This is a genomic window from Phytomonospora sp. NPDC050363 (assembly GCF_040655735.1).
In the GTDB taxonomy this organism is placed as follows: domain Bacteria; phylum Actinomycetota; class Actinomycetes; order Mycobacteriales; family Micromonosporaceae; genus Phytomonospora.
In genome coordinates this window covers 1-19,322 of record NZ_JBFAKK010000015.1, presented here as the reverse complement: position 1 = coordinate 19,322, position 19,322 = coordinate 1, and the positions used below count along the sequence as shown (strand labels likewise).

General features: G+C 69.0%; 28 protein-coding genes. 10 read left to right on the top strand and 18 right to left on the bottom strand.

Going from position 1 to position 19,322, the window contains the following annotated elements:
- Positions 1-54 precede the first annotated feature (54 nt).
- The 4 genes from AB0I28_RS32070 to AB0I28_RS32055 form a co-directional block, all read right to left on the bottom strand.
- The gene (locus tag AB0I28_RS32070; protein WP_357499450.1) at positions 55-726 is read right to left on the bottom strand and encodes a Crp/Fnr family transcriptional regulator; all 672 of its coding nucleotides are present in this window, start codon (positions 724-726) and stop codon (positions 55-57) included.
- Positions 727-799: 73 nt separating this feature from the next.
- On the bottom strand, positions 800-1,078 hold the full coding sequence (locus AB0I28_RS32065; protein ID WP_357499449.1) for a hypothetical protein: 279 nt from the start codon (positions 1,076-1,078) through the stop codon (positions 800-802).
- A gap of 9 nt (positions 1,079-1,087) precedes the next feature.
- On the bottom strand, positions 1,088-1,492 hold the full coding sequence (locus AB0I28_RS32060) for a hypothetical protein (RefSeq protein WP_357499448.1): 405 nt from the start codon (positions 1,490-1,492) through the stop codon (positions 1,088-1,090).
- 130 nt (positions 1,493-1,622) lie between these two features.
- Positions 1,623-1,913 (bottom strand): hypothetical protein, encoded by a 291-nt coding sequence (locus AB0I28_RS32055; protein WP_357499447.1) that lies wholly within the window; start codon positions 1,911-1,913, stop codon positions 1,623-1,625.
- A gap of 218 nt (positions 1,914-2,131) precedes the next feature.
- On the opposite strand from AB0I28_RS32055, the gene AB0I28_RS32050 reads away from it, so the two are divergent.
- Positions 2,132-3,004, top strand: coding sequence for a DUF5753 domain-containing protein (locus AB0I28_RS32050; RefSeq protein ID WP_357499446.1), 873 nt, complete (start codon positions 2,132-2,134; stop codon positions 3,002-3,004).
- Complete coding sequence (locus AB0I28_RS32045) at positions 3,001-3,222, top strand: DUF397 domain-containing protein (protein ID WP_357499445.1); 222 nt, start codon at positions 3,001-3,003, stop codon at positions 3,220-3,222. Before AB0I28_RS32050 ends, AB0I28_RS32045 begins: the two co-directional genes overlap by 4 nt.
- A 60-nt stretch (positions 3,223-3,282) precedes the next feature.
- Here AB0I28_RS32045 and AB0I28_RS32040 read toward each other — a convergent pair whose 3' ends face one another.
- Positions 3,283-3,888: a hypothetical protein gene (locus tag AB0I28_RS32040; protein ID WP_357499444.1), complete on the bottom strand. Its 606-nt coding sequence runs from the start codon at positions 3,886-3,888 to the stop codon at positions 3,283-3,285.
- 40 nt (positions 3,889-3,928) lie between these two features.
- The gene (locus AB0I28_RS32035) at positions 3,929-4,330 is read right to left on the bottom strand and encodes a hypothetical protein (RefSeq protein WP_357499443.1); all 402 of its coding nucleotides are present in this window, start codon (positions 4,328-4,330) and stop codon (positions 3,929-3,931) included.
- A gap of 148 nt (positions 4,331-4,478) precedes the next feature.
- On the opposite strand from AB0I28_RS32035, the gene AB0I28_RS32030 reads away from it, so the two are divergent.
- Positions 4,479-4,979, top strand: coding sequence for a hypothetical protein (locus tag AB0I28_RS32030; RefSeq protein WP_357499442.1), 501 nt, complete (start codon positions 4,479-4,481; stop codon positions 4,977-4,979).
- Here AB0I28_RS32030 and AB0I28_RS32025 read toward each other — a convergent pair.
- Complete coding sequence (locus AB0I28_RS32025) at positions 4,973-5,587, bottom strand: YdcF family protein (protein ID WP_357499441.1); 615 nt, start codon at positions 5,585-5,587, stop codon at positions 4,973-4,975. The two genes, AB0I28_RS32030 and AB0I28_RS32025, sit on opposite strands and share 7 nt — an antisense overlap.
- Before the next feature lie 246 nt (positions 5,588-5,833).
- Between AB0I28_RS32025 and AB0I28_RS32020 the strand changes: the two genes are divergently transcribed.
- Both AB0I28_RS32020 and AB0I28_RS32015 read left to right on the top strand, forming a co-directional pair.
- Complete coding sequence (locus AB0I28_RS32020; RefSeq protein WP_357499440.1) at positions 5,834-6,610, top strand: hypothetical protein; 777 nt, start codon at positions 5,834-5,836, stop codon at positions 6,608-6,610.
- 105 nt (positions 6,611-6,715) lie between these two features.
- On the top strand, positions 6,716-7,432 hold the full coding sequence (locus AB0I28_RS32015; RefSeq protein WP_357499439.1) for a hypothetical protein: 717 nt from the start codon (positions 6,716-6,718) through the stop codon (positions 7,430-7,432).
- Between the two features lie 67 nt (positions 7,433-7,499).
- Here AB0I28_RS32015 and AB0I28_RS32010 read toward each other — a convergent pair whose 3' ends face one another.
- The 5 genes from AB0I28_RS32010 to AB0I28_RS31990 form a co-directional block, all read right to left on the bottom strand.
- Positions 7,500-8,102 (bottom strand): DUF5753 domain-containing protein, encoded by a 603-nt coding sequence (locus AB0I28_RS32010; protein ID WP_357499438.1) that lies wholly within the window; start codon positions 8,100-8,102, stop codon positions 7,500-7,502.
- A gap of 130 nt (positions 8,103-8,232) precedes the next feature.
- Positions 8,233-8,805: a GNAT family N-acetyltransferase gene (locus AB0I28_RS32005; RefSeq protein WP_357499437.1), complete on the bottom strand. Its 573-nt coding sequence runs from the start codon at positions 8,803-8,805 to the stop codon at positions 8,233-8,235.
- A complete protein-coding gene (locus AB0I28_RS32000; RefSeq protein ID WP_357499436.1) occupies positions 8,802-9,263 on the bottom strand; it encodes a hypothetical protein in 462 nt (153 codons plus the stop codon). The genes AB0I28_RS32005 and AB0I28_RS32000 overlap by 4 nt, the downstream gene beginning before the upstream one ends.
- Positions 9,264-9,310: 47 nt before the next feature.
- A complete protein-coding gene (locus tag AB0I28_RS31995; RefSeq protein ID WP_357499435.1) occupies positions 9,311-9,643 on the bottom strand; it encodes a hypothetical protein in 333 nt (110 codons plus the stop codon).
- A 66-nt stretch (positions 9,644-9,709) separates the two neighbouring features.
- The gene (locus AB0I28_RS31990) at positions 9,710-9,856 is read right to left on the bottom strand and encodes a hypothetical protein (RefSeq protein WP_357499434.1); all 147 of its coding nucleotides are present in this window, start codon (positions 9,854-9,856) and stop codon (positions 9,710-9,712) included.
- Between the two features lie 104 nt (positions 9,857-9,960).
- Here AB0I28_RS31990 and AB0I28_RS31985 point away from each other — a divergent pair, with 104 nt between their 5' ends.
- Positions 9,961-10,467 (top strand): hypothetical protein, encoded by a 507-nt coding sequence (locus tag AB0I28_RS31985; protein ID WP_357499433.1) that lies wholly within the window; start codon positions 9,961-9,963, stop codon positions 10,465-10,467.
- 748 nt (positions 10,468-11,215) lie between these two features.
- Here AB0I28_RS31985 and AB0I28_RS31980 read toward each other — a convergent pair.
- The 6 genes from AB0I28_RS31980 to AB0I28_RS31955 form a co-directional block, all read right to left on the bottom strand.
- Positions 11,216-12,091 (bottom strand): hypothetical protein, encoded by an 876-nt coding sequence (locus tag AB0I28_RS31980; protein WP_357499432.1) that lies wholly within the window; start codon positions 12,089-12,091, stop codon positions 11,216-11,218.
- Between the two features lie 131 nt (positions 12,092-12,222).
- Complete coding sequence (locus tag AB0I28_RS31975; protein ID WP_357499431.1) at positions 12,223-12,654, bottom strand: hypothetical protein; 432 nt, start codon at positions 12,652-12,654, stop codon at positions 12,223-12,225.
- The gene (locus AB0I28_RS31970; RefSeq protein WP_357499430.1) at positions 12,635-12,862 is read right to left on the bottom strand and encodes a hypothetical protein; all 228 of its coding nucleotides are present in this window, start codon (positions 12,860-12,862) and stop codon (positions 12,635-12,637) included. Before AB0I28_RS31970 ends, AB0I28_RS31975 begins: the two co-directional genes overlap by 20 nt.
- A 333-nt stretch (positions 12,863-13,195) precedes the next feature.
- Positions 13,196-14,413, bottom strand: a complete 1,218-nt coding sequence (locus AB0I28_RS31965; protein WP_357499429.1) for a hypothetical protein — start codon at positions 14,411-14,413, stop codon at positions 13,196-13,198.
- Between the two features lie 32 nt (positions 14,414-14,445).
- Positions 14,446-14,862, bottom strand: coding sequence for a hypothetical protein (locus AB0I28_RS31960; protein WP_357499428.1), 417 nt, complete (start codon positions 14,860-14,862; stop codon positions 14,446-14,448).
- A 59-nt stretch (positions 14,863-14,921) separates the two neighbouring features.
- Complete coding sequence (locus tag AB0I28_RS31955) at positions 14,922-15,416, bottom strand: hypothetical protein (RefSeq protein WP_357499427.1); 495 nt, start codon at positions 15,414-15,416, stop codon at positions 14,922-14,924.
- Positions 15,417-15,617: 201 nt separating this feature from the next.
- Between AB0I28_RS31955 and AB0I28_RS31950 the strand changes: the two genes are divergently transcribed.
- The 4 genes from AB0I28_RS31950 to AB0I28_RS31935 all read left to right on the top strand — a co-directional run bounded on the left by AB0I28_RS31950 (position 15,618) and on the right by AB0I28_RS31935 (position 19,282).
- Positions 15,618-16,493, top strand: a complete 876-nt coding sequence (locus AB0I28_RS31950; RefSeq protein WP_357499426.1) for a hypothetical protein — start codon at positions 15,618-15,620, stop codon at positions 16,491-16,493.
- A gap of 68 nt (positions 16,494-16,561) precedes the next feature.
- The gene (locus AB0I28_RS31945; protein WP_357499425.1) at positions 16,562-17,032 is read left to right on the top strand and encodes a hypothetical protein; all 471 of its coding nucleotides are present in this window, start codon (positions 16,562-16,564) and stop codon (positions 17,030-17,032) included.
- Between the two features lie 490 nt (positions 17,033-17,522).
- Positions 17,523-18,860 carry a DUF2637 domain-containing protein gene (locus tag AB0I28_RS31940; RefSeq protein WP_357499424.1) on the top strand — a complete coding sequence of 446 codons (1,338 nt, stop codon included), beginning with the start codon at positions 17,523-17,525 and terminating at the stop codon, positions 18,858-18,860.
- 128 nt (positions 18,861-18,988) lie between these two features.
- Positions 18,989-19,282, top strand: a complete 294-nt coding sequence (locus AB0I28_RS31935) for a DUF5131 family protein (RefSeq protein WP_357499423.1) — start codon at positions 18,989-18,991, stop codon at positions 19,280-19,282.
- The last annotated feature ends 40 nt before the right edge of the window (positions 19,283-19,322 follow it).

Sequence of the window (19,322 nt, the reverse complement as noted above, 5' to 3'; positions counted from 1 at the left end):
GTCACCTGGGACAGGGTAGTCCGGTCCGGCGAACCGGTGGTTTTGTGAGCGGAGTCAGCGTCGGGCGTGGTTGCGGAGCGCGGCCAAGTCGAGGATCGTCCACTCCATACGGCTGGAGGCTGCCAGCCAGCCACGGGCCCGGAACCCGCTGAACGCCTCGGACACGGTCTGGCGTTTGACGCCGGCCATGCGCGCCAGCATCGCCTGGTCGACGCGGACCAGGGGCGATGCCATCTGGTCCATGCCGGTCACCTCCGTCCATCGCAGCAGGCTCGCGGCGATGCGTGAGCTGCCGGCGCTGAAGCGCCTGGCGTCGAGGCTGTCCTGCAGGTGCCTGACGGCGATTGCCGGGATGGTCAAGAGCCAGTCGGTGATGTGCTTGTCGGATCGCGCTATGTCCAGCAGTACACGCCGGTGCCAGGCCCAGGCGGTGGCAGGGTTCAGGGCAGTCGCCCGGGTGCCCTCGGCGTGGCCGGTGGCGAAGGCGGCGCACCCCACCGCGTCACCGGGACCAGCGAGCCCGACGAGCGCCTCGGAGTCAGTGTTGAAGGAGGTGAGCTCGATGGCTCCGGTGAGCACGATGTAGAGGTGGCCGTGTGCGTCGCAGCCGTCGAAGAGGACCTGCTTGGGCAAGACGGTGACCTTGACCGCGCGACTGGTGACGGCCTCGAACGAGCCGGTGGGCATCCGGCACAGCAGGTCCCCGACAGATTTGGGGATGAACAAGGGCAGTCCTTTGCAGTGCAGTGAGGTTGATCTAGTGTGCCGCGTCATCGACATGCGTGGGCAACACCGAGGTTCACCGTGCTCGCACGCCTTCGACGACCTGTCCGCGCTGGACGATCACGGTCTCGACTTCGCATCGCTGCAGGCATTCCCGTGTCAGGTCGGGCTGGCGATGGGCGAGCCCGATGCGTCCCAGCCAGGTCAGCGTCTGCTGGTGGGCGGTCACGGCCGGAATCTTCTCCCGTCTGCAGCGGCACGCGTATGCCTCGGCCCGGTCGTCGTAGACCATCTGTTCCCCGCAGCCTGCTGCGTGCAGGATCCCGTCGAGTACCGGTTCGATGCGTGTGTGCATCCGTCCTCCTCAGTGGACCAGCTGGTGTCGAAGAGCGATGGCCACCGCCGCCGTTCTGGTGGCCGCCCCGAGAGCCAGGCAGGCCGCGTCGAGCTCGCCGTTGACGTCGACGCCGGGCTTGGCCCTGATGAGTTGGCCTTCTGTCGCGCCGACGGCGAGCGCCTGGAGAAGCGCGCGCTGGGGCGCCGAGAGGACTGGTGTTTGCTGCCCGGCGGGGAACTGCATCGCGAAGGACAGCGTCAGGGCCTCCAAGAACGCCGTGATGGTGCTGCCAACGACGGCTGGCGTGACCGGTTCGGTCGTGGCGAAGACCGAGGCCGTCAGGTTCGCCATCGCGCCGGCGTGCCGCCACAACCGCGCGGCGGCCGGCCTCGGTGCTTCGACGTTGGGCAGCATGTTTCGCGGACTGCGCATCGCGTCCCTCCAGCGGTGGGGGGAGCGGGGGCGGCCAAGGGGCTGAGGTTCAGCCGCCCCCGCGCGGGGAGCCACTGGCCGTGGGGACATGCCGGGAGTCCCGACGCCCGGCACGCGACCAGCAGCGGGTTTAGGCACGAGCTAACGCCGCCAGCCCGTACGCCTCGGCCGGCTCGTTCGTAGAGGAAGCGGCTTCACGGCGCCGGGACGCCTCGACGGCGTCGCCGAGCAGCCCGTCGTAGCAGAGCCACGAGTGGCAGGGCCACGCTGCGGTGCCCTTGCACTCTTGGCACCTCTTCGTGCCCGGACGTGGGGTGTGCAACCGCCAGTACCGCACCTGCATCGTCCACAGTCCGGGGCAGATGACGCCCGCAGGCGGGTCGTCGGGCGGCAAGTTCTTGAGGCTGTACGGGCTTTTCACGGTGGCCCTCCGTCGGCTCTGATCGCATCCAAGGAGAGCCGGGCTCGTTGCACAAGGTGAGCCCCACCGCTCCCATGTAGAACGTGTTAACACGTTCTAGAGTTACCATACACAGGAAAACACGTTCCGCAACCGCACGGTGGAGTGAACACGCTGGCAGGATCACTGCACACTCCTCACCGGGCGCCCGCCCCGCTCGATGTACGACACTGGAGCGCATGATGACCTCGGACGAGCGGCGTCCCAGCCCGGCGGTGTGGCTGCGCATTGTGGCCGCGATCCTGCGCACGGGCCGCCAGCGCCAGGGCAACCCCGCGCGGGAAACCGTCGAGGCGGCCACGGGCCTCGCCCGCAACAGCCTGCACCGCTACGAAACCGCCCAGCACGCGATCAAGAACGACGACGCGGTGAACCGGCTCTTCGACTACTACGAGATCACCGGTGAAGAACGCGAACGCGCCTGGGAGGCGGTGCGGCAATCCCGCCGGCGGGCCACCCGCCCCCAGGGAGCCTTCGGTGCCCAGCCGTGGCTCAACGACCTGGTCGTTCTCGAAAGCGACGCCGCGCGGGTTTCCGAACTCGCCCTCATCATTCCCGGACGCCTGCAGACCGAGGACTACGCCCGCGCGATCCTGCAGACGAACATCGTCGGGCTCGACGTCGACGAGCAGGTCCGCATTCGCACCGAACGCGGTGAGGCCGCACGCAAGCTGCCCCAGATTTACTCCCTGGTCCTCAAGGAAGGTGCCCTACGCCAGGCCGTCGGCGGCGCCGATGTCATGCGCCAGCAGCTGCAGTTCCTGAAGGACATGACGATCCGACACGTGGTCGACCTCCACGTCCTGCCCGACCGCGCCGGCGCGCACCCGTCCATGGACTCCGGCTTCATGCTCCTCGAGTACGGCGACCGGGCTCCACAGGACTACGGCCTGGCCTACACCGACTTCTTCGGTGGTGCGTCCCTGACCGACGACGCGGAGAAGATCACTCTCTTCCGGAGTGCGTATCGTCGCCTGCACGAGCTGGCGCTTCCCGAGGCTGCCTCGCTCGACCTGATCGACAACATCATTGAGGACCTGTACACCACATGATCATCGTGAGGATCGCCCCCAACGGCGCTGTCTGGCGCTGTTCCAGCAACGACTCCGGCGGCAACTGCGTCGAAGTCGCGTCCCTGACCGACGGCCTCGTCGGCATCCGTGACTCCAAGCTCGACGACGCCACTGGCCCCGTCATCACCGTCGCGGCCGCCGACTGGGTCACCTTCCAGCACCAGCTGCAGCAGCACGGCGAGACCTTCGCCGCCTAGACAGCCTTGTGAGCCGCGCCCGCAGGACACGGGCGCGGCTCACGCTCATTCCGGTTCCGCTCAGCGATCCAGATTCCAGGGCGGAGCCTCACCGTGCCGGACCCGCCGCAGGTGCCGCACCGCCCCGGCGGCATCCACACCCCACACCCACTCACCCCACAGCCGATCCGGCACCGCCGCCCCAGGCGGTGGCCAGCCCGGCCAGCCCGCCCTGGCCGGAAGGTCGGCCGCCGGCGCGGCCGTCACGAACGCCACCAGGCGGTGCTCGCCATCGCCGCCGGCCGCCTCGGCGAGCGCGGCCAGCGCCCGCTTCGCCTCCTCGCGCCCGACGCCGGGGTAGGGCTGCTCCTCGAGCAGGTACTCAAGCCGGTAGGTGTCGTTGCGGTCGAGGCGCTCGCCGCGCTGCGCGGCCGCGGCCGCCAGGTCGATCAGCGCCAACCCGAACGCGATGTCGCCGATTCGCCGCTCGAACCTGACGTGCTCGGTGACCGGAAGCAGGTGCCGGTACCCGCCGAAGCCGTGCTCGGCCAGCTCTCCGGCCAGGGCCGCCGTGCGGGCCGTCATGGCGGCGAGGGTCGGGCCGTTGCCCCACTGCAGGGTCCATCGGTGCTCGGAGGCGTCGTAGACCGCCTCGACCCGGCCCCCCGCCTCGTCGGAGTGCTTCAAGGCCAAGTCCCGCACGACTCGGTCGCGCCGGGGAGCCACCTCAATGCCCCTTGCAGGCCGAACCGTGATCATCGTCGTAGTAGGGCCAGACGTTGACCTCAGTCAACGTCATCTGCCCCTCGAACTGATCTGGATCGCCGTCGAAGGTCCACACGACCTCCGCCCCTGGAAACGCCTTCTGCAGGGCGGCGGCCAGCTGCTCGACATCGGCGTCGGGCGAATGGTCATTGGCGACGGAGGGCACCGGCACGTCGTAGGCCTCCGGGATCTCGGTGTGTGCGTCGTCCCAGGCCAGCGGAGTTCCATCAGGCGCAGTGCCCCATGCCTGGTGAACCAGGACGAGGCGCTCGTCGGTACCGATGAAGGCTTCCTGGACGTAGATCTCGATGCGAGCCCCAGCGAACGGACCGGATGCGCCGTCGTGGGTTGGAGGAGTGGTCATGCTCGCACGCTAGCCGCTCGGTACCGCGACCGCGGGCACCATCGTCGCTCCCTCAGCGAAGCGGAGGAACGCTGGCGGGTTCCACAAAGGACTGGCTCGGTGCAACCTGAGGCTGCGGAACGTGTCGGCGCTGTGGAACCGTGAAGTCGTGACCGAGCCGGATGACGTCGCGCAGCCCTTCGTTCTGATCGCCGCCAACCCCGACGCCGACATGGAACGTCGGCTTCCACCCGTGTGGTTCGGCGTCGTACGAGCGCTGGTCGCCGAGTTCCTACTCCGGGACCTGGTCAAGATCGTATCGGCGATCGGGATGTTCGGTGGCATGTGGCTGGCGGCCATCGAATGGCCGCTGGGGGTGGCCTGCATGGTGGCCGGCGGCGCCCTGGGCTGGGGCGCGGTGGGCGGGGAGGACACCGAGTACGAGCGCTACACCCCACCGTCCGCTGGGGCATCGCCGACGCGACGGCCGCGACCGGCGCGATCCTGGCGCTGGCCGGCGCCCCCGTCCAACTGTGGACGAGTCTCCTCGCCGGCGGCGTGGCCCTGGCCGCCGGACTCGCGGCCGGCAAGTACGGCTGGCGCGCCTGGGATCACTGGTGGAGAACCGCCCCCCGAGCGCATCTACCAACGCCGCTGGCGGCGTCACTGAACCGGTCGCCAGGCCCCGTCGACGAGCTCCACATCGACCAGTGACCCCTCACTGACCCGGTGCGGGATCTCCCGCGCCTCCCGCACCACCCGGCGGGCGGCCTCGGGATGGCCCGGCCAGTTCGCGCGGGTCACCACCTGCCCGGTGTAGACCGGGTCGTAGCCGATCGCATACCACGAGTCCAGCCCCGGAACATGCGTGGCGAGCGCGTGCATCGTCCGTCGGTGCCACCACTTGCTGACCGCGACCAGCGAAAGCCCCTCCCCGCGCATCTCCTGGATGAGCCCGAGTGCGTTGATGACGTTCTCCTCGGTGGTGTTGCTGGCGTCCTCCACCCGGATCGCGCTCGCCGGGACGCCGCGCTCGACCAGCTCGTCGCGAAGCCAAGGCCCCTCGATACGCCCGTCGTGGCGGTTGACGCCGCCGGTGGTAATGATCAGGCCGACACGGCCCTGGCGGTGCAGCGCCGCCGTGGTCTCGACGGCGGCGAGTTTGTTGGTCCCGAAGACGAACACCGCCACGGGCAGGCCCTGCGGCGGTGGGGCGTCGATGTCGACGTAGGCGCCCATTTCTCCGATCTCGTCACCGGACAGCTGTTCTTCGGTCATGGCGTCTCCTGAGGTGCAGAAAGGTGAGGGCAGTATGCCCGGCGGTGACAGCCGGTCCGGGCCCGGCGGACCTGCGGGCGCGTTCCACATCGAACAGCGCTCGCCTAAATACACAATCTGTGTAACACTTGTGGAGTTCGGGTCCGCACCAGGCGAACCCGCCGGACGACAAGGAGCGCTCGGGACCGCCCCTTTCACCGCCCGGCTCCGATCCGCCTCGACTCCCTCGATGAGAAGGAGCAACGCATGATCCGCCAGCCGCATCCCGGCGACCTGCCCGCCCTCGACCCCACCCTGCTGTCCGCGACCGTCGAGTTCGCCCTCGCCCACACCGGAACCGCCTTCACCGACCGTGACCTGGCCACCGCCCTGGACATCAGCGACGGTCAGGCCACCCGGCTCGCCGACGTCCTGTGGTGTGCCGAGGCCGCCCATCACACCGACACCGAGAGCACCTGGGAGCTCTACGAGGGGCTCCAGCCCGGCCGCCTCCTGGCCTCCATCGACGCCGCCGCCTGGCAGTCCGCCGCCGTCTGGGAGGACCTGCTCACCCTCACCGGTGCGTGGCTGGCGGGCACCATCACCTACCACCCTGCGGTGGGAGAGACCGCCGCCGCAGCCACCTACGGCGCCGCCCTTGCCGGTGCCCTCCTCCCGGCCGTCACCGGTGGATTCCTCGCCTTCGAAGGCAATGAGACCTCGGTGTTCGGCCTGATGAAACCGACGACCGTCATCGACGTCTTCGACGACATCCGGGCCGGCACGGTACATAGCGGCATCTCCATCCACGTGAAGGACTGCCCGCCCTGGTGGACGCCGAGCGACCGCCGCCGCAGCAGGGCCGCTGGCAGCCCGGTTACGGTCGGGACGCCGATAACCCGCCGGGACCTGAAGGTGTTCTTCGCGCCCGTGCAGGACCGGGCATTGCGTCGCGAGCTCTACCGCGCCCAGCAGGTCACCATCACCGGAGATGAACTCCTGGCCACTCTGAAGTCCATCGAACCGGCCCGCACCCGACCGTGACCAACCTGGTGAGGGCACCGCAGGTTCGATGCCCTCACCACGTATCTGCCGAACCCCACCCGCCTTCTACATCAACGTCCCCCTACTCGACTTGAGGCGAACCTGATGAAGCAACTCGACGAAGCGTTCGACCGGCTGCTCGGCCACCCGCGCACCGAAGAGCAGCTGCGGATCTATGGCTGGAGCAGCATCCCCGCCGGCACCGACAACTACGCCAGCTACACCGAGTTCCTGCCCGAGGAGCTGCGCAGCACCGACGGGTTCGGCGTCTGCTGGGCGGCATCCCGGTTCTCCGCAGCGGCCCTGTTCACCTCGCCCGCAGTCGCCGATGACCACATCGCGGCCATGCGGCGAGGAGAGTCCCGGAACCTCAACGTCGACACCGACGTCGAAGGCGGACTCGACGTCTGGCCGACCTGGGGCCCCTGGGAGAGGGCCATCCCCGACAAGCCCTCCTGGACCAAGGACAACGAGGGCATCATCGCCGAACGCGACGGCGTCGTGGTCTACGAAACTCACTACACCTCCCCGTTCGTCGAGGACGCCTCGCCGAGGCCGATCGTGACGTGGCACTGCCAGATCTGCCACGCCAGCGGTAAGGGCGAAGAGTACGTCTACCAGACCGCCGGCGAGCGCCACACGATCGGCTACGAAGCCGGGCGGCACCTGGTCAAGGGGCACAAGTTCACGGCCTCGGCGGTCACCATCCCCGAGGCCGTGGCGGAGTTCGTCACCAGGAAGACCGGCCGCTACATGGATCCAGCGGTGCTCATGCAGTGCAAGGTCTGCCCGAACGTCGAGGCGCTTCGCGCGCTCCAGTGACGTCTTCCATCCACCAACGCCTCAAGGGGGCCCGGGACCGTGACGGTCCCGGGCCCCGTTGAGGCGTCTACAGCCGCGTCGCGGCCGCGGCGATCAGATCCTCGGCCGGCGCGCCGGTGACCGCGTCGGCCCACAGCCGCTCGAACGCCCGCGCGTACACCACGGCCTCGTCCTCAGTGCGCTTGTGGACGGCCTCACCGGCGTAGGTCTCCACGTACACGTCACCGTCGAAGACGTCGAAGCCGTTCTGCGGCGTGAACGTCAGCGTTGCCAGCGGCAGCACCCCGACGAGGGTGTCCCCACGGGGCAGGCTGACCAGGGAAAGCAGATGCTGCAGCTGTTCGGCGTGCACGGATACCGCGTACACCACGCGGTGCAGGACCGCCTCGTCGACGATGAGCCGGAAGTGCTTGCCGTTGTCGTCCAGGTGGGCCTGGCGGGCCAGGCGCGCCTCCACCGCGGCGTCGACATCGTCGCCGGGCCGGAGATGGAAGGCGGCCATCTCGGTCAGGACCGCGTGAGCGTAAGCGCGGGTCTGCAGCAGGCCGGGAATCACACCGTGGGTGTAGCCGTACACATTGCTCGCCGCGGCGACCAGGTCGCTGTAGCGGCGCTGAACGGCGGCGTGCCCGCCGTCGACGAGCTGGCGGCGCCAGGGGGACTGGGACACGGAGAACTCCTCACTGCTCGGGAATCGGTCGGCTGTTCACCGGTGGTCGCGCGGTGACCGGATCGGGGGCAGGGCACCGACGGCGTCGGGGGCCAAGCCCCGCTCGCGGTACCAGGACAGCGTCCGGTCGTCACCTGCTGCGGTGGCCGGCCGCGTGCTCAGAAAGGAGACTGATCGTCCCCGCCGGGCGCTGGAACAAGGCCCCTGATCCCCGGATGTACCCGTCAGGCCGGGTGTGGATCATGGTGTCGACGTGAGCGAACCCGCGTGCCAGGTAGTAGCCCTGCAGCACGGGATTGAGGCGGTGGCAGTCCAGGCGCAGCCACCGCTGACCGCGCCCGGACGAAAACGCCGACGCCCAGTTGAGGATATGGTCGCCCAGATGGCGGCCGGCCGCCGCGCGCCGCACGGCCATCCGGTAGAGGTAGACGGCGTCACCGGGACCACCGGGCCATCCGGCGGCGTAGTCGGGATCGGCTCCGGCGAGGCTGAACGTGGCCACCGGATCGTCGTCCTGGATCACGAGGAAGGTCTCCCCGGCGGTGACATAGTCGCCGATGCGGGAGTTTCGCCAGTCGTTGGCGTCGCTGAACCGCTCCGGCCACTGCACGATCCCGCGCTGCCGCAGCCACGCCGCAGCTTCGTCGAGAATGTCCAGCACCAGCCGCAGCTGGCGCGGTTCGGCCCGCTGGATACCAATCACATGATCTCCAGGCTGCCGCCTGGCTCGCGGGTCGCCGCCGGTGCCGACAGCACCGTCTGCGGCGGTTCCCCCTGCCCGAACTGCGCCCACCAGCCCCGCACCCAGCGTAGGACCGCGCCGCGCGGCAGGCGCCACTCGGCCGCGGCGTGCACGAGGAAGTCCCCGGCGAAGTCGCTGCGGAGGCGGGCGAGGAACGAGTTCGCCTGCCACAGTGGGTGCTGGGCGGCGATCGTCACCTCCCCGCCCAGGCCGAGCGCGTCGGCGAGAACGAGCGCGGCCGTACGCTGAGGGCCTGAGCCCACATGCCCCCAACTGAGCCCGTACCCATCACGGAGCTCACCGAACACCGTGATGTCCTGTCGCTGGGTGGGACCGTCGGCGGGTTCCTCGACCAGGAGCCGCGCCGGCCCCGGTGTACTGCTGTTGATGCCGTGGTAGACCCTGTCGTCACGCGTCATCGCTCCAGTGTGGACGACGAGAGTCTCGGCCGCTGAGGCTAGACGAGTCAGCGCAGTCCCGCGGGCACCTCGAGTCCCTGCTCCACGTACCACCCGCGCACCCACTCGGCGACGGCTTCGCCTTCGAGTCTCCAGGTGTCCTCGGCCCAGGACAGGAAGCTGGCGACGAACGCTGTCCGCAGCCTCCATAGGACGCTTCCCTCGCTCTGCCGGTCGATCAGTTGGGCGTCGATGCCCAGCCGGTCGGCGAGGATCAGCGAGGCGAGTGCCGATGAGCAGATGCCGGTGAGGTTGTCGTCGAGGCTCTCGGTCCCTTTCAGGAACTCGCGTTGTGGCTCCTTGTCACGATTGCGGGTGGCGCTGTAGAACTCGCGGGGCATGCGCTGGCCTCCTCGAACATCCCTGGCGGGGTGATGTGTCGTTTCTGAGTCTGGCAGGCATCGGCCTCAGGCCGTGACCCGCACGCGAACGAACCAGGTGCCCACCTGGGCGGCGTGAACGTGCCCGGCGCGGGCGATGTCGCCCTCGACACCGAAGGTCGCGTGGACGTGGACGGCGCCGTTCCGGCCCTGCACGAGTTCACCGAGGCCCACGCTTCCGAACGCAGGCCCGCGCCTCATGCCTCTCCGGCCGGGCGCGGGCCGTCTCGCGTCGGGAAGGCTTGCCTGGCTGCCGCGTCCCCGGCCACGATGACGCCGTGGACACTTTCGACGACTTCGCCCGCGCTCGCCAGCTCGTCCAGCAGACCGGCCACGTGTACCGCGTGCGGGGCCCGGGGCGGTGGGGGCCGCTGCTGCAGTGGGTCAGCTGCGGACGGTGGGGCCGTACCGACCCGTGGCGCACATGGGAGGTCCCGCCGGGCTGGCCCTGGCAGGACACGCCATCGGGGAACAGGACCGGGTGGAGGCAGCGGGCGGCGCTCACCGCCGACGGTGCCGATCACGCCTTCGCCGTCGACTACGCCTGCTGCCGTCCTTGTGGTCTTGCCTGGGTGGAGGAGCCGTACACGCAACCGGCCTACCAGCGCCAAGGGCTGGCCGGCGCGGGTCTGGCAGCGCTTCGCGCCGAGCATCCGGGACTGGCCTGGCACACCCTCGGCGGGCACCTGAGCGGCGCCCGCGCCTTCTGGGACAGCGCCGGGGACGGCGTTGAGGGCGGATACCGGCCCCGCGCTCTGTGCGTTCATGTCGAGCGGGGCCGGTGAAGCCGCCCGGTGCGACTTCCTCGGGGCTGGCCTCCGAGACTGTCGCCTGCGACTGTCGGGGCCGGTGTGGGCTCAGCGGTGGCGGCAGTAGTACCCGTCGGGCTCCTCGCACAGTTCGGAGGGTTCGAGGTCTTCGGGAAGCTCGGTGGCGGCGACCACGTACGGTCCCGGTCACGAAAAGCGGCTACCCCAAGGGACGGTGCAGCGTCGTGACCTGGGTAAACGTCCTGAGAAGTCCTGTGCGGCTGCGTGCGGCGCGTGCAGCGGCGACTATGGGGGCGCCGGTGGTAGAGCCTGTGCGGGAACCGGTCTTGGCGAGATTTCCGCGCTGGCCCCGCCAGCGGCGGAAGCGGTTGTGAGTTGTCCAGTCCGGATCTACCTTGCGGATTCCGGACCTACTCTTCGGGGCGCCTTCGGATTCCGGAGTAACCCTGCGGGCCGAACGCAGAGCCCCAGCGTGCGGGCCGTTCTCTCCCGGTGCAGAGTCGCTGCTTGCCGAACATCGGCTGCCAGGTCACCAGATCCGCAATGTAGAAGCGGACGACCTGTCCGACCAGTGTCCGGACCTATCTTTCGGGAACCAGGTCAGAGGCCCCTTGCCTCGCAAGGTGTACCCGGACTGGACATGAGTGGCGCCCCTTGTGGGCGGCCGGAGCGGTCGAGGTGGTCGGTCGGCTCCCACACGGCCTGGTCCAGTTCGTCCGGCGCGTCGTTCGTGGGCTGGTTGTCTCCGGGACCGAACAGGACGTCACCGTGCAGGCGGGGAGGGGCGGTGGGTGCGGGTGTAGTCGCGCAGGGCGCGCAGGGACCAGTCGGCGGGGGGCAGGAAGATCTCTTCGAGGAGCGCGTCGGTGACGGTGTGGTGGTGGAAGGCCAGGGCGCGGGGCCGAACGGGGAGCCCTGGGGGGACGAGGGGTTTGGGTTGGGTGTGGGCGGGGGCCAGGCGGACCCACAGGGCGGGCATGGGGGTGCCTTCGAGGCGGTCGTGGAGGCCGGCGCGGACGGTCAGCCAGCTGTTCATCGCCGCGCGGGTGCCGCCGTGCAGGGGTACGGGGGCCTGCAGGTCGGGGTGGGTGATGGTCAGGGGGCCGTGGGTGAGGTGTTGGTCGGCGTCGAGGGTGGCGAGGGCTTCGATGCTCAGTCCGGTGGCCAGGAGGGTCAGGGCGACGGCTCGGTACCGGGCCCAGCCTTCGGGCGTGACGCCGGCGGGGCGGTGCCCGGTGAGGCGTTCGCGGTAGAGGGCGATGTCGCCGGGGGTGAGGGCGGGCAGTTCTTCGGGGCGAGGCAGGCGCAGCCGGGCGGGAGCCGGGGTGGTGGTGTGGCGGGCGAAGGCGCGGACGGCGGCTGCGCAGGCGCGTTGGGCGGGCAGCCCGATAGGGGTGTTGGGAGTGCCTCGCAGGCGGGGTGCGTTCCCGTCGGTGCCGGGCGAGCGTAGGGAGTCCAGCCACTGTGGGGCGAGTCCGAACATGTCGGCGAAGGTGAAGTCCTCGCCGCAGTGGGCACGCACGTACCCGGTCCACAGCTCCAGCGCCCACCGCCGCTGCCGCTGCAAACTCGCACTGCGCTTGGCCAGCGTCAGGAGATACGCCGCAGCCGCGGCACCCACCGGGTGGTCTGCGTCCATGCGCATCACCATGCCACGTACACCAGGCAACACCCCCGCCACTTTGTGATAACAGCAACCAGCGGTGGCTTCGCTGGTTGCTGTTATCACTGATTGGAGGGACTAGATGACGATCGCCGCTACGCGACTGACTATCCGGCCTGCGGCTCCGCGCCGGGTTCCGGCTGCCCGGTGGCGGCTTCCAGGTCGGCCGGGTGCGGATGCTCGCGGCGGACCTGGAGCTGCCGGGCAAGGTCGTAGGCGTGAGCGCCCCGGCACCGTCCGGCTCGCCACACTTCACTCAGTTCGGCGAACGTGGCGCCGGTCAGCCAGTCCTCCCAGGCGAGTTCGGCGGCCTCGGCGCGTAGTTCTTCGTCGGTCTCACCGTACTCGGCGATCGCGGCGTCGATGGCGTGGAGTTCGTCGTCGGTGAGCGCTGCGGCGGGATCGCGGTGGTAGACGAGGCCGTGCTCGTCAGTCCAGCTCTCGGCGATGCCGCCCAGTTCGGTCCCCTCAAGGCGCTGCGGCTCGTCGGAGCGGTCACGACCGTCTTCGGCCTGGTTGTCAGGCTGCCCGGCCGTCATGATTCTCCGATCGGGCCAAGGCAGCGACGTTAACGCCGGTGGCCGCGGTGAACTCGGCGAGTAAAACGTACTGGTGGTGGGGCAGGGCAGGGTCGGTCTGGATCGCGACGCCGGGTTTGCGGCCATGGCGGGCGATCGCATCCACCCACGCCCGCGTGGAATGGTGCGGGTCGGTGTCGTCGGGCAGAGCGGGCATCTGGTCGGTCATGGAAGTCCTTCGGCTCGAGGATCGGTCAGTGCCGGCCGGACAGGTCTGCCGCGCGGCTGATGGCCTGCTACAGCTGGCGGCATGGTCGCTGGTGATGGTGATCGCGTTGATCCCGGTGGCGGGTGTTCCAGCCGTCGACGCCTGGCGGGCGAGTCCGTTCAGGAGAGTCGACCGTGCGGGCAGTCCGTCACGCAGTCCCAGGAGGTGGTCCTGGACGTGGACGGCGGTCAGGTGCCCCGCGGCGGTGAACAGCACGCGGGGGTTCACCGGGTCGTGGACTGCGACGGTGGTGTCGAAGGACATGGCTCTCTCTGCTTCGGGTGGTCGGCAGGATCAGTCGTCGGTGTCGAGCTGAGCGCGGAGCTGCCCGACCGCCTGGCGGGAGATGCGGGCTTGGCGGCCGAGGTCGGCGTCGTTGCTGCTGTAGTGGTCGCCCCAGCCGATGATCCGGGCGACCTGGGCGGTGCGGCCGGTGCGCAGGCGCTTGTACTCGGCCTCGGCGGCGGCGGTGGCTTTCGCGATCTCGCCGAGCTCGTCCCACCCGCGCTGGCGCAGAACCTTGCGCTGTTCACGCAGGACGTGTTCGACACCGACCAGGAGTGCGCCCTCGCCGGCGGCCGCGGCGGCCTTTTCACGGTCGGCCAGGTCGAGGAGCTGGGCGTCGGTGGTGTCTGCGGTGACGGGGGTGGGGTGGGTGCTGTACCAGTCGTCGGCGTTGATGACCGTCAGGCCGGCGGCTGCTTTGGCGCGGTAGGCGTGCATCCAGGCCCGCAAGCCATAGACCTGCAGGCGGGTGTACTTGTAGTCTCCGTCCTCGGTGGCCGCGTCGGGGAACAGGGCACGGACCTGGTCGAGCCGGTCGGGCCGCCACTGGGTTCCCCTCGACTTCAACCCGTCGCGCAGCAGGTCCTCGGCGCAGCGGTTGAGCTGGTCGTCGCTGGCGTTGATCCAGTTGGGGTCGACCAGGGCGGGGATCGCCTCGAAGAGGGTCGCGGCGTTGATGAACTCGGGGTAGGCGACTTGCGGCGGACGCTGCTCGCGGCTGCAGGCCCCGCCGATGTCGGCGGCGGCGGCCATGGATTCGGCCGACCAGTCCCGGTCGCGGGAGCTGCCGGGCACGGCAAAGAGTTCGTCGACCAGGCGCTGCGCGAGGGGGACCAGTCCATCGACGAAGTCTTGAGCCTCGGCGGGAGTCAGGTAGGGACGCGGGTAGTAGGCGGCCGGGTCGTCGGGTTCGACGTCCCAGGAGTCGATCACCCAGGACAGCTCGTCGGGCACTCCCTTCGTCACGGACTCGTGGTCGATGCTGGGCACGCGTTCGCCGGGGTAGCGCTCGCGCCAGCGCGGGTCGTCGGAGCTGCCGACGACGATGCGCCAGTCGGGTTCGAGGTACCGCAGGCGGCCGGTACGGGTGTTGAGGACGATGCGCTGGTAGCTGCCGGCCATGTCGCCTTTGGACGGGCGCGGGGGGAGCAGGGACGGGTCGATCTTCTCGGCGGCGACGGTCACCTTGTCGGCGGCGCGCTGTGGTGCGACGTCTCGGGGGTTCATGGTGAGCCTCTCAGGTTGTCAAGCACTTGACGTCAATGTACATGAGCGTCAAGCACTTGACAATGTGAGTGCTGATGCGACAGCGGCCGCCCGAGTTCACGATTCGCGACCGAGTTTGAGGCGCTGAGCCCGGGTAACTCCGCGGGCCGGCGTTGGCGCGCGAGGATGCCGTCCACGGGGTTGCGAGTGCGGCGGGCTTTTGCCGAGGCGCGCTGTGCGGCTTGGCCGTCGTATTCGGCAGCGAGACTGGCGGCCAGCTTGACGGCATCGGCCCCCGGTCCGGCCTGGCGGGCGAGATCGGCCAGCGCTTCCCAAAGCTGGATTCGCACGGCGTGCGCGCGGGCGAGCGCCGGTGGGTCGTCGCGGGCAGCCATGACGGCCAGGGTCGCGGCGTTGAGCTTCTCGTTGAGCTGGACGAGGAGGTCTGGAGTGATGGGGGGCTGACGCACCGTTTCACGTTAGAGGCTGGGGGTGTTCTTGCTGTGGTGCCGCGCCCTGTGGCCGGGGCTTATGGGAGCGGTGGGGTGTCGCCGGTGGTGACGAGGGCTTCGCCGATGTTGTTGGCGATCAGGTACGCCTGACAGCAGGCGGGGTGGCCGGCGTTGACGGTGAAGACGGTGTCGTGACCGCGGTGGGTGAACACGGCCTGGACGTCGGCGCCGCGCGACAGGGTAAGGACGGTGGTGATGGGGGCGGGGACGGTGAGGATGCCGGCCGGGGTGAGGCCGTAGGCCCACAGGGCGGTAAGGAGTTCCTGCGGGATGTCACTGGTGGCCTCGAGTGCCGTGGCGGGGATGGGGGTGATCCATACGATGTCGCCGACGAGGCGCTCGTGAAGGCGGGCATGGGCCGAGGGTAGGTCGGCGGCGACGTCGACGGTGGACCAAGCCGGGGTGACCTGGGCGATGACGTAGAGGCCGTCGCGTTCGGCGAGAGTGGTGATGGTGCCGTGGCCGTCGTTGTCGTGGACGAGGATGCGGCCGGGCTGCGAGTGGGGTGTCATGGGGGCTCCCGGATGGGCGGTGGAGGAGACGCGCGCGCATCCATCTTACGTTGTTTTGCTCATGCATTGTGCGTCGATAGGGGTGAGTATCCCCATGATCGGAGTGATCTCGACATGACTAAAACAACGTAAGATTGCAGGTGAAGGCGGGTGTGGCGCTCGCCCTCACGACCTGTTCCTCCACCTGCGAACGAGGTGCCGATGTCCCCGTCCCCTCTGTCCACCACCACGCCTCAGCCTCGCCTCCGGACACCCGGCGGGGCCGATCCCCTGGAGGTACTGCGACGCATCCATCTGGTCCTCAATGACCCCTACGACCCGCACTGGAACTCCGACCACTTCCAGCTCATCGGCGAGCTTCTCGTCGGCGCGGGTTACCGGCTGGCTGACGCCGACGAGCCCGCGCAGTGCGTGCTCAACTCCGAGGCCGCCGTGGCCGGGCGCGCCGTTCTGGCCGCCGTCGACCGGGTCGAACCGATCCTTCGCGCGGGCGAGGAGCCCAGCGAGATCGACCTCGCACTGCGGCAGCTGGTGACCTCGCTGCTGGGATACGTCCGCGCGCGACACGTGGTGGCCTACGCCAAGGGCACCGACGCCGCCCACCGCGCCTTCCTAACGCCCTGGGGCGCCGACGCCTTCGCGGGCTACCTGACGTCGCGGGATCCAGCCACGACCGTCGTTCGCGGCCTGGAGCCCCTGGACGCCGCGCCGGGCCTGCGCTCCACGACCGGTGACGTCCTCACCGTTGACGAGGCCATGGCCCAGGTCACTGGTGTCTGCCACTACGTCGACGAGCTGCTGGACGGCGATCTCCAGGCACTGCTGATCGAGGAAGCCGTCTCGGCCGTCATCGAGGTGGAGCTGCCCGGACCGGCCCACACCGGAGCCGCAACGGCCCTGCGTCGCCTGATCCGGCTGGGGGTGGAGCGGTTCACCGTCGAAATCACCCGCGAGATCGAGGAGGCCAAGGCCGGGCTGGTGGTCTTCGCCTGCCCCGGTTGCGGTGCGTTGCCTGCGCCCCAGGCACCGCTGCTGCGCCGGAATGCCAGGTGCGGCGGGTGTGAGGCTCCGTTCTGATCAGCCCCAGTCCACGCCGGTGGGACCGCCAGTCGGCCCCACCGGCTTCAGCCCCTTGAGGAGGGTAAGTGCAGATCAGCGAGTACGACCGCATCGCCGAAGCGGCAGAGCAGGCGCTGCGGGCGTTCGGCGCCGTGCGCGGCCTGGGCATGGAGGCAACGCCCCTGTCTCCCAAGGCGCTTGACGAGCTGGGGCCGCAGCTGCTGTGTGACCTGATGGAGCACCTGGCCGCCAGCGGCGTCGGGGTGCGTCCCCTGCTGGCGTGGGCCGACACGTTGTACTTCCGGCGCCGTGTCGGGCTCCTGGAGGCGATCGACGCCGGCCGGGCACAGCACCGGTGCCCGCGATGCGGTGGTGAGTCGGCGCAACGGCTGCTGCCCTTCGAGTCCTGCCGGGCGTGCCGCACCCCCGACGACGAGAACTGTGTCCCTGAAACCCACGCCTGCCCGCGCTGCGGCCGCCACACACTGAACGACCTACGTCTCCAGTGGAACGAATGGTGCCCTACCTGCCGCGACGTCGACTTGAGCGAGAGCTAGGAACCACACCTCACCGTGCCGGTGGCACCTAGACCCATCAACACGGCAAGTCTGATTGAATCAGTTCGACTACTTCTATCAGTTGAATCAATCGAACTGATTCAACTGATGCTAGTGTGGGGGCCCCGACGAGTCACATAGGACGGTCGATCGTGAACAACGTGCCTGCAACTCCCCAAACACCTTGGGGGCGTGAGACCGTCTATGGCCCCACTGAGGATCTTCAGGCGTTCCACGATGCAGCCAAACGCTTGGCCGGCACCGATGCCCGACACCTGCGACTTGGCGTCATCAAGGCACGACTAATGCGATGGGCCGCCGAACATGCCCACCAAATCGATTGGGAGTCGGTGCCACCGGTAGATCCGTTGAAGCCGCCCAAGTCCCCGGACGCCTTAATCGACTCCACCGGAATCGGAAGGCGTTCGGGCCCTTCGCCAGCTACGCCACCGACCGTCACGCCGATCGACAAGGACGAGGACGAGAAACGATGAGCATCGACTGGAACAGTGGGCTTCAGCCCGACGGGACGTTGTGGGGGTTCTCGCCGTGGGCGTGGGGACCCGCGCTGGCAGCGCTCCTCATCTTCGTGTTCTGGCTCTACCGCAAGACAAAGAAGCGGGCGCACATCCGCCTCGAGCAGATCAAGGCCACCAAGACCGGCAAGGGCAGCACGCCGGCCGACAAGGCAAACGACGGGCGCGTCCTGTTCGCCTTCGCCGTCGCCGTGGCCTTCTCGGTATGGGGCGCGGTGCTGGTCGCCTCGCTGTCCGGGCTCGTGGGATTCGGTGAAGACACCCTGGGCTGGAAAAACGGCATGGCCTACGTCGTGCCGGCCACCCTCGACGGCGTCTCGGTCGTCTCCGCGCTGCTGTCCTTCGTGGCGGTGCGCCGGCGCCGCGACCCATCGAAGTTCTTGAAGTACACCTGGGGCATCGCCCTTCTGTCGGCATTCATCAACGGCGTCCACATGTTCGGCGAGACCGGTTCGCTGGTCGCCGGGCTCTACCTGGCGGGCCTGTCGATCCTGGCCGTGGCGCTCATCCACAGCTTCCTGGACCTGTTCACCCAGGGCGTGGAGTACATCGAGGACAAGCGCCGCACCCCGAAGTTCGGGCAGCGCTGGATCTGGGCGCTTCCGTCGACCCTGATGGCGCTGCGCAACTGGCACATCAACCCGCCAGTTCCGGGCCGCTACGAAGCGAACCCCCGGGATGCTCTGACCTGGTACGCCCACTGCAAAGCCATCAAGGCCCGCGCCAAGCACATCAGTGATCTGACCAAGGCCACCCGGGCGAAGGTCCTCCAGGACGCCAAGGCAGAACTTGCCACCCCGCCCCCGCCTGCGATCACTGCACCGGAAGCCCCCGTTCCCGCCGCGATCCCGCACACGCTCCCCCTGGCGCCTGAACCCTTCACCGAGCCCGCTCCTCCAACCCGGACCGTGCCACAGCCGCACCTCAACGGCTTCCACAACGGCCTGCCCGTCCAGCGGGTCAACGGGGAAGCCCCACGCGGCACCGAAGCCACCGACGAGACGATGCCCAAGGAGAACACCGTCCTTGAGCGGCTGAAGCTGTGGAACGACATCTGCGAACACGCAGCCGCGGCCCTCGACCCCGCTGGCAACCCGCGCACGCCGCAGCGCCCGCACGACTTCATCCGCAGCCTCGACGAGGACACGGCCAAGCTGGTCTTCAAGAAGAGCAAGCGGACCCTGCACAACCTCGGCAAGGACGTTACCGACGGCGTGCTGGACTACCAGGCCGCGCACTACAAGCTGCCTGTCCCCGACTCGATCCCCCGGATCGAGACCGTCACCGCCTGACCACCCTGTACCGCCGACCGACACGGGCCCCGAGGATCCACCTCGGGGCCCTTCTTTCTGCCCTCCATCGGACTCCGGATATATCGTTGGCTCATGCCAACGATTTTTCTGGATTCCGTGAGGCGGACATGGCCTTAACGACAACGATCGAGTGGACCGACACCAGCTGGAATCCCATCACCGGGTGCGTGCAGGTCTCGCCCGGCTGCGACCACTGCTACGCCAAGACCTTCGCCGAGCGGTTCGAGGGCACGCCCGGGCACTACTTCGAGCACGGCTTCGCCGTCCAGCTGCGCCGCCACAAGCTCACCGAGCCGCTGCGCTGGAAGACCCCGCGCAGGGTCTTCCTGGCCTCGATGGCCGCCGCTTCTGTTGGGATTGGGAAGCGGTTCGCTCGTTTTCCGTCCCGTGTGTGCTGTTGAGGGCATGTCTGTGTGATGGTCTGCGTGCGCGACAGGTGTC

Bases quoted from the DNA above. Each gene is read 5' to 3' on its own strand.
- AB0I28_RS32065 (WP_357499449.1), bottom strand. From the start codon at position 1,078: ATGCACACACGCATCGAACCGGTACTCGACGGGATCCTGCACGCAGCA.
- AB0I28_RS32060 (WP_357499448.1), bottom strand. From the start codon at position 1,492: ATGCGCAGTCCGCGAAACATGCTGCCCAACGTCGAAGCACCGAGGCCG.
- AB0I28_RS32050 (WP_357499446.1), top strand. From the start codon at position 2,132: ATGATGACCTCGGACGAGCGGCGTCCCAGCCCGGCGGTGTGGCTGCGC.
- AB0I28_RS32045 (WP_357499445.1), top strand. From the start codon at position 3,001: ATGATCATCGTGAGGATCGCCCCCAACGGCGCTGTCTGGCGCTGTTCC.
- AB0I28_RS32035 (WP_357499443.1), bottom strand. From the start codon at position 4,330: ATGACCACTCCTCCAACCCACGACGGCGCATCCGGTCCGTTCGCTGGG.
- AB0I28_RS32025 (WP_357499441.1), bottom strand. From the start codon at position 5,587: ATGACCGAAGAACAGCTGTCCGGTGACGAGATCGGAGAAATGGGCGCC.
- AB0I28_RS32020 (WP_357499440.1), top strand. From the start codon at position 5,834: ATGATCCGCCAGCCGCATCCCGGCGACCTGCCCGCCCTCGACCCCACC.
- AB0I28_RS32015 (WP_357499439.1), top strand. From the start codon at position 6,716: ATGAAGCAACTCGACGAAGCGTTCGACCGGCTGCTCGGCCACCCGCGC.
- AB0I28_RS32000 (WP_357499436.1), bottom strand. From the start codon at position 9,263: ATGACGCGTGACGACAGGGTCTACCACGGCATCAACAGCAGTACACCG.
- AB0I28_RS31995 (WP_357499435.1), bottom strand. From the start codon at position 9,643: ATGCCCCGCGAGTTCTACAGCGCCACCCGCAATCGTGACAAGGAGCCA.
- AB0I28_RS31980 (WP_357499432.1), bottom strand. From the start codon at position 12,091: ATGGACGCAGACCACCCGGTGGGTGCCGCGGCTGCGGCGTATCTCCTG.
- AB0I28_RS31975 (WP_357499431.1), bottom strand. From the start codon at position 12,654: ATGACGGCCGGGCAGCCTGACAACCAGGCCGAAGACGGTCGTGACCGC.
- AB0I28_RS31970 (WP_357499430.1), bottom strand. From the start codon at position 12,862: ATGACCGACCAGATGCCCGCTCTGCCCGACGACACCGACCCGCACCAT.
- AB0I28_RS31965 (WP_357499429.1), bottom strand. From the start codon at position 14,413: ATGAACCCCCGAGACGTCGCACCACAGCGCGCCGCCGACAAGGTGACC.
- AB0I28_RS31955 (WP_357499427.1), bottom strand. From the start codon at position 15,416: ATGACACCCCACTCGCAGCCCGGCCGCATCCTCGTCCACGACAACGAC.
- AB0I28_RS31950 (WP_357499426.1), top strand. From the start codon at position 15,618: ATGTCCCCGTCCCCTCTGTCCACCACCACGCCTCAGCCTCGCCTCCGG.
- AB0I28_RS31940 (WP_357499424.1), top strand. From the start codon at position 17,523: ATGAGCATCGACTGGAACAGTGGGCTTCAGCCCGACGGGACGTTGTGG.
- AB0I28_RS31935 (WP_357499423.1), top strand. From the start codon at position 18,989: ATGGCCTTAACGACAACGATCGAGTGGACCGACACCAGCTGGAATCCC.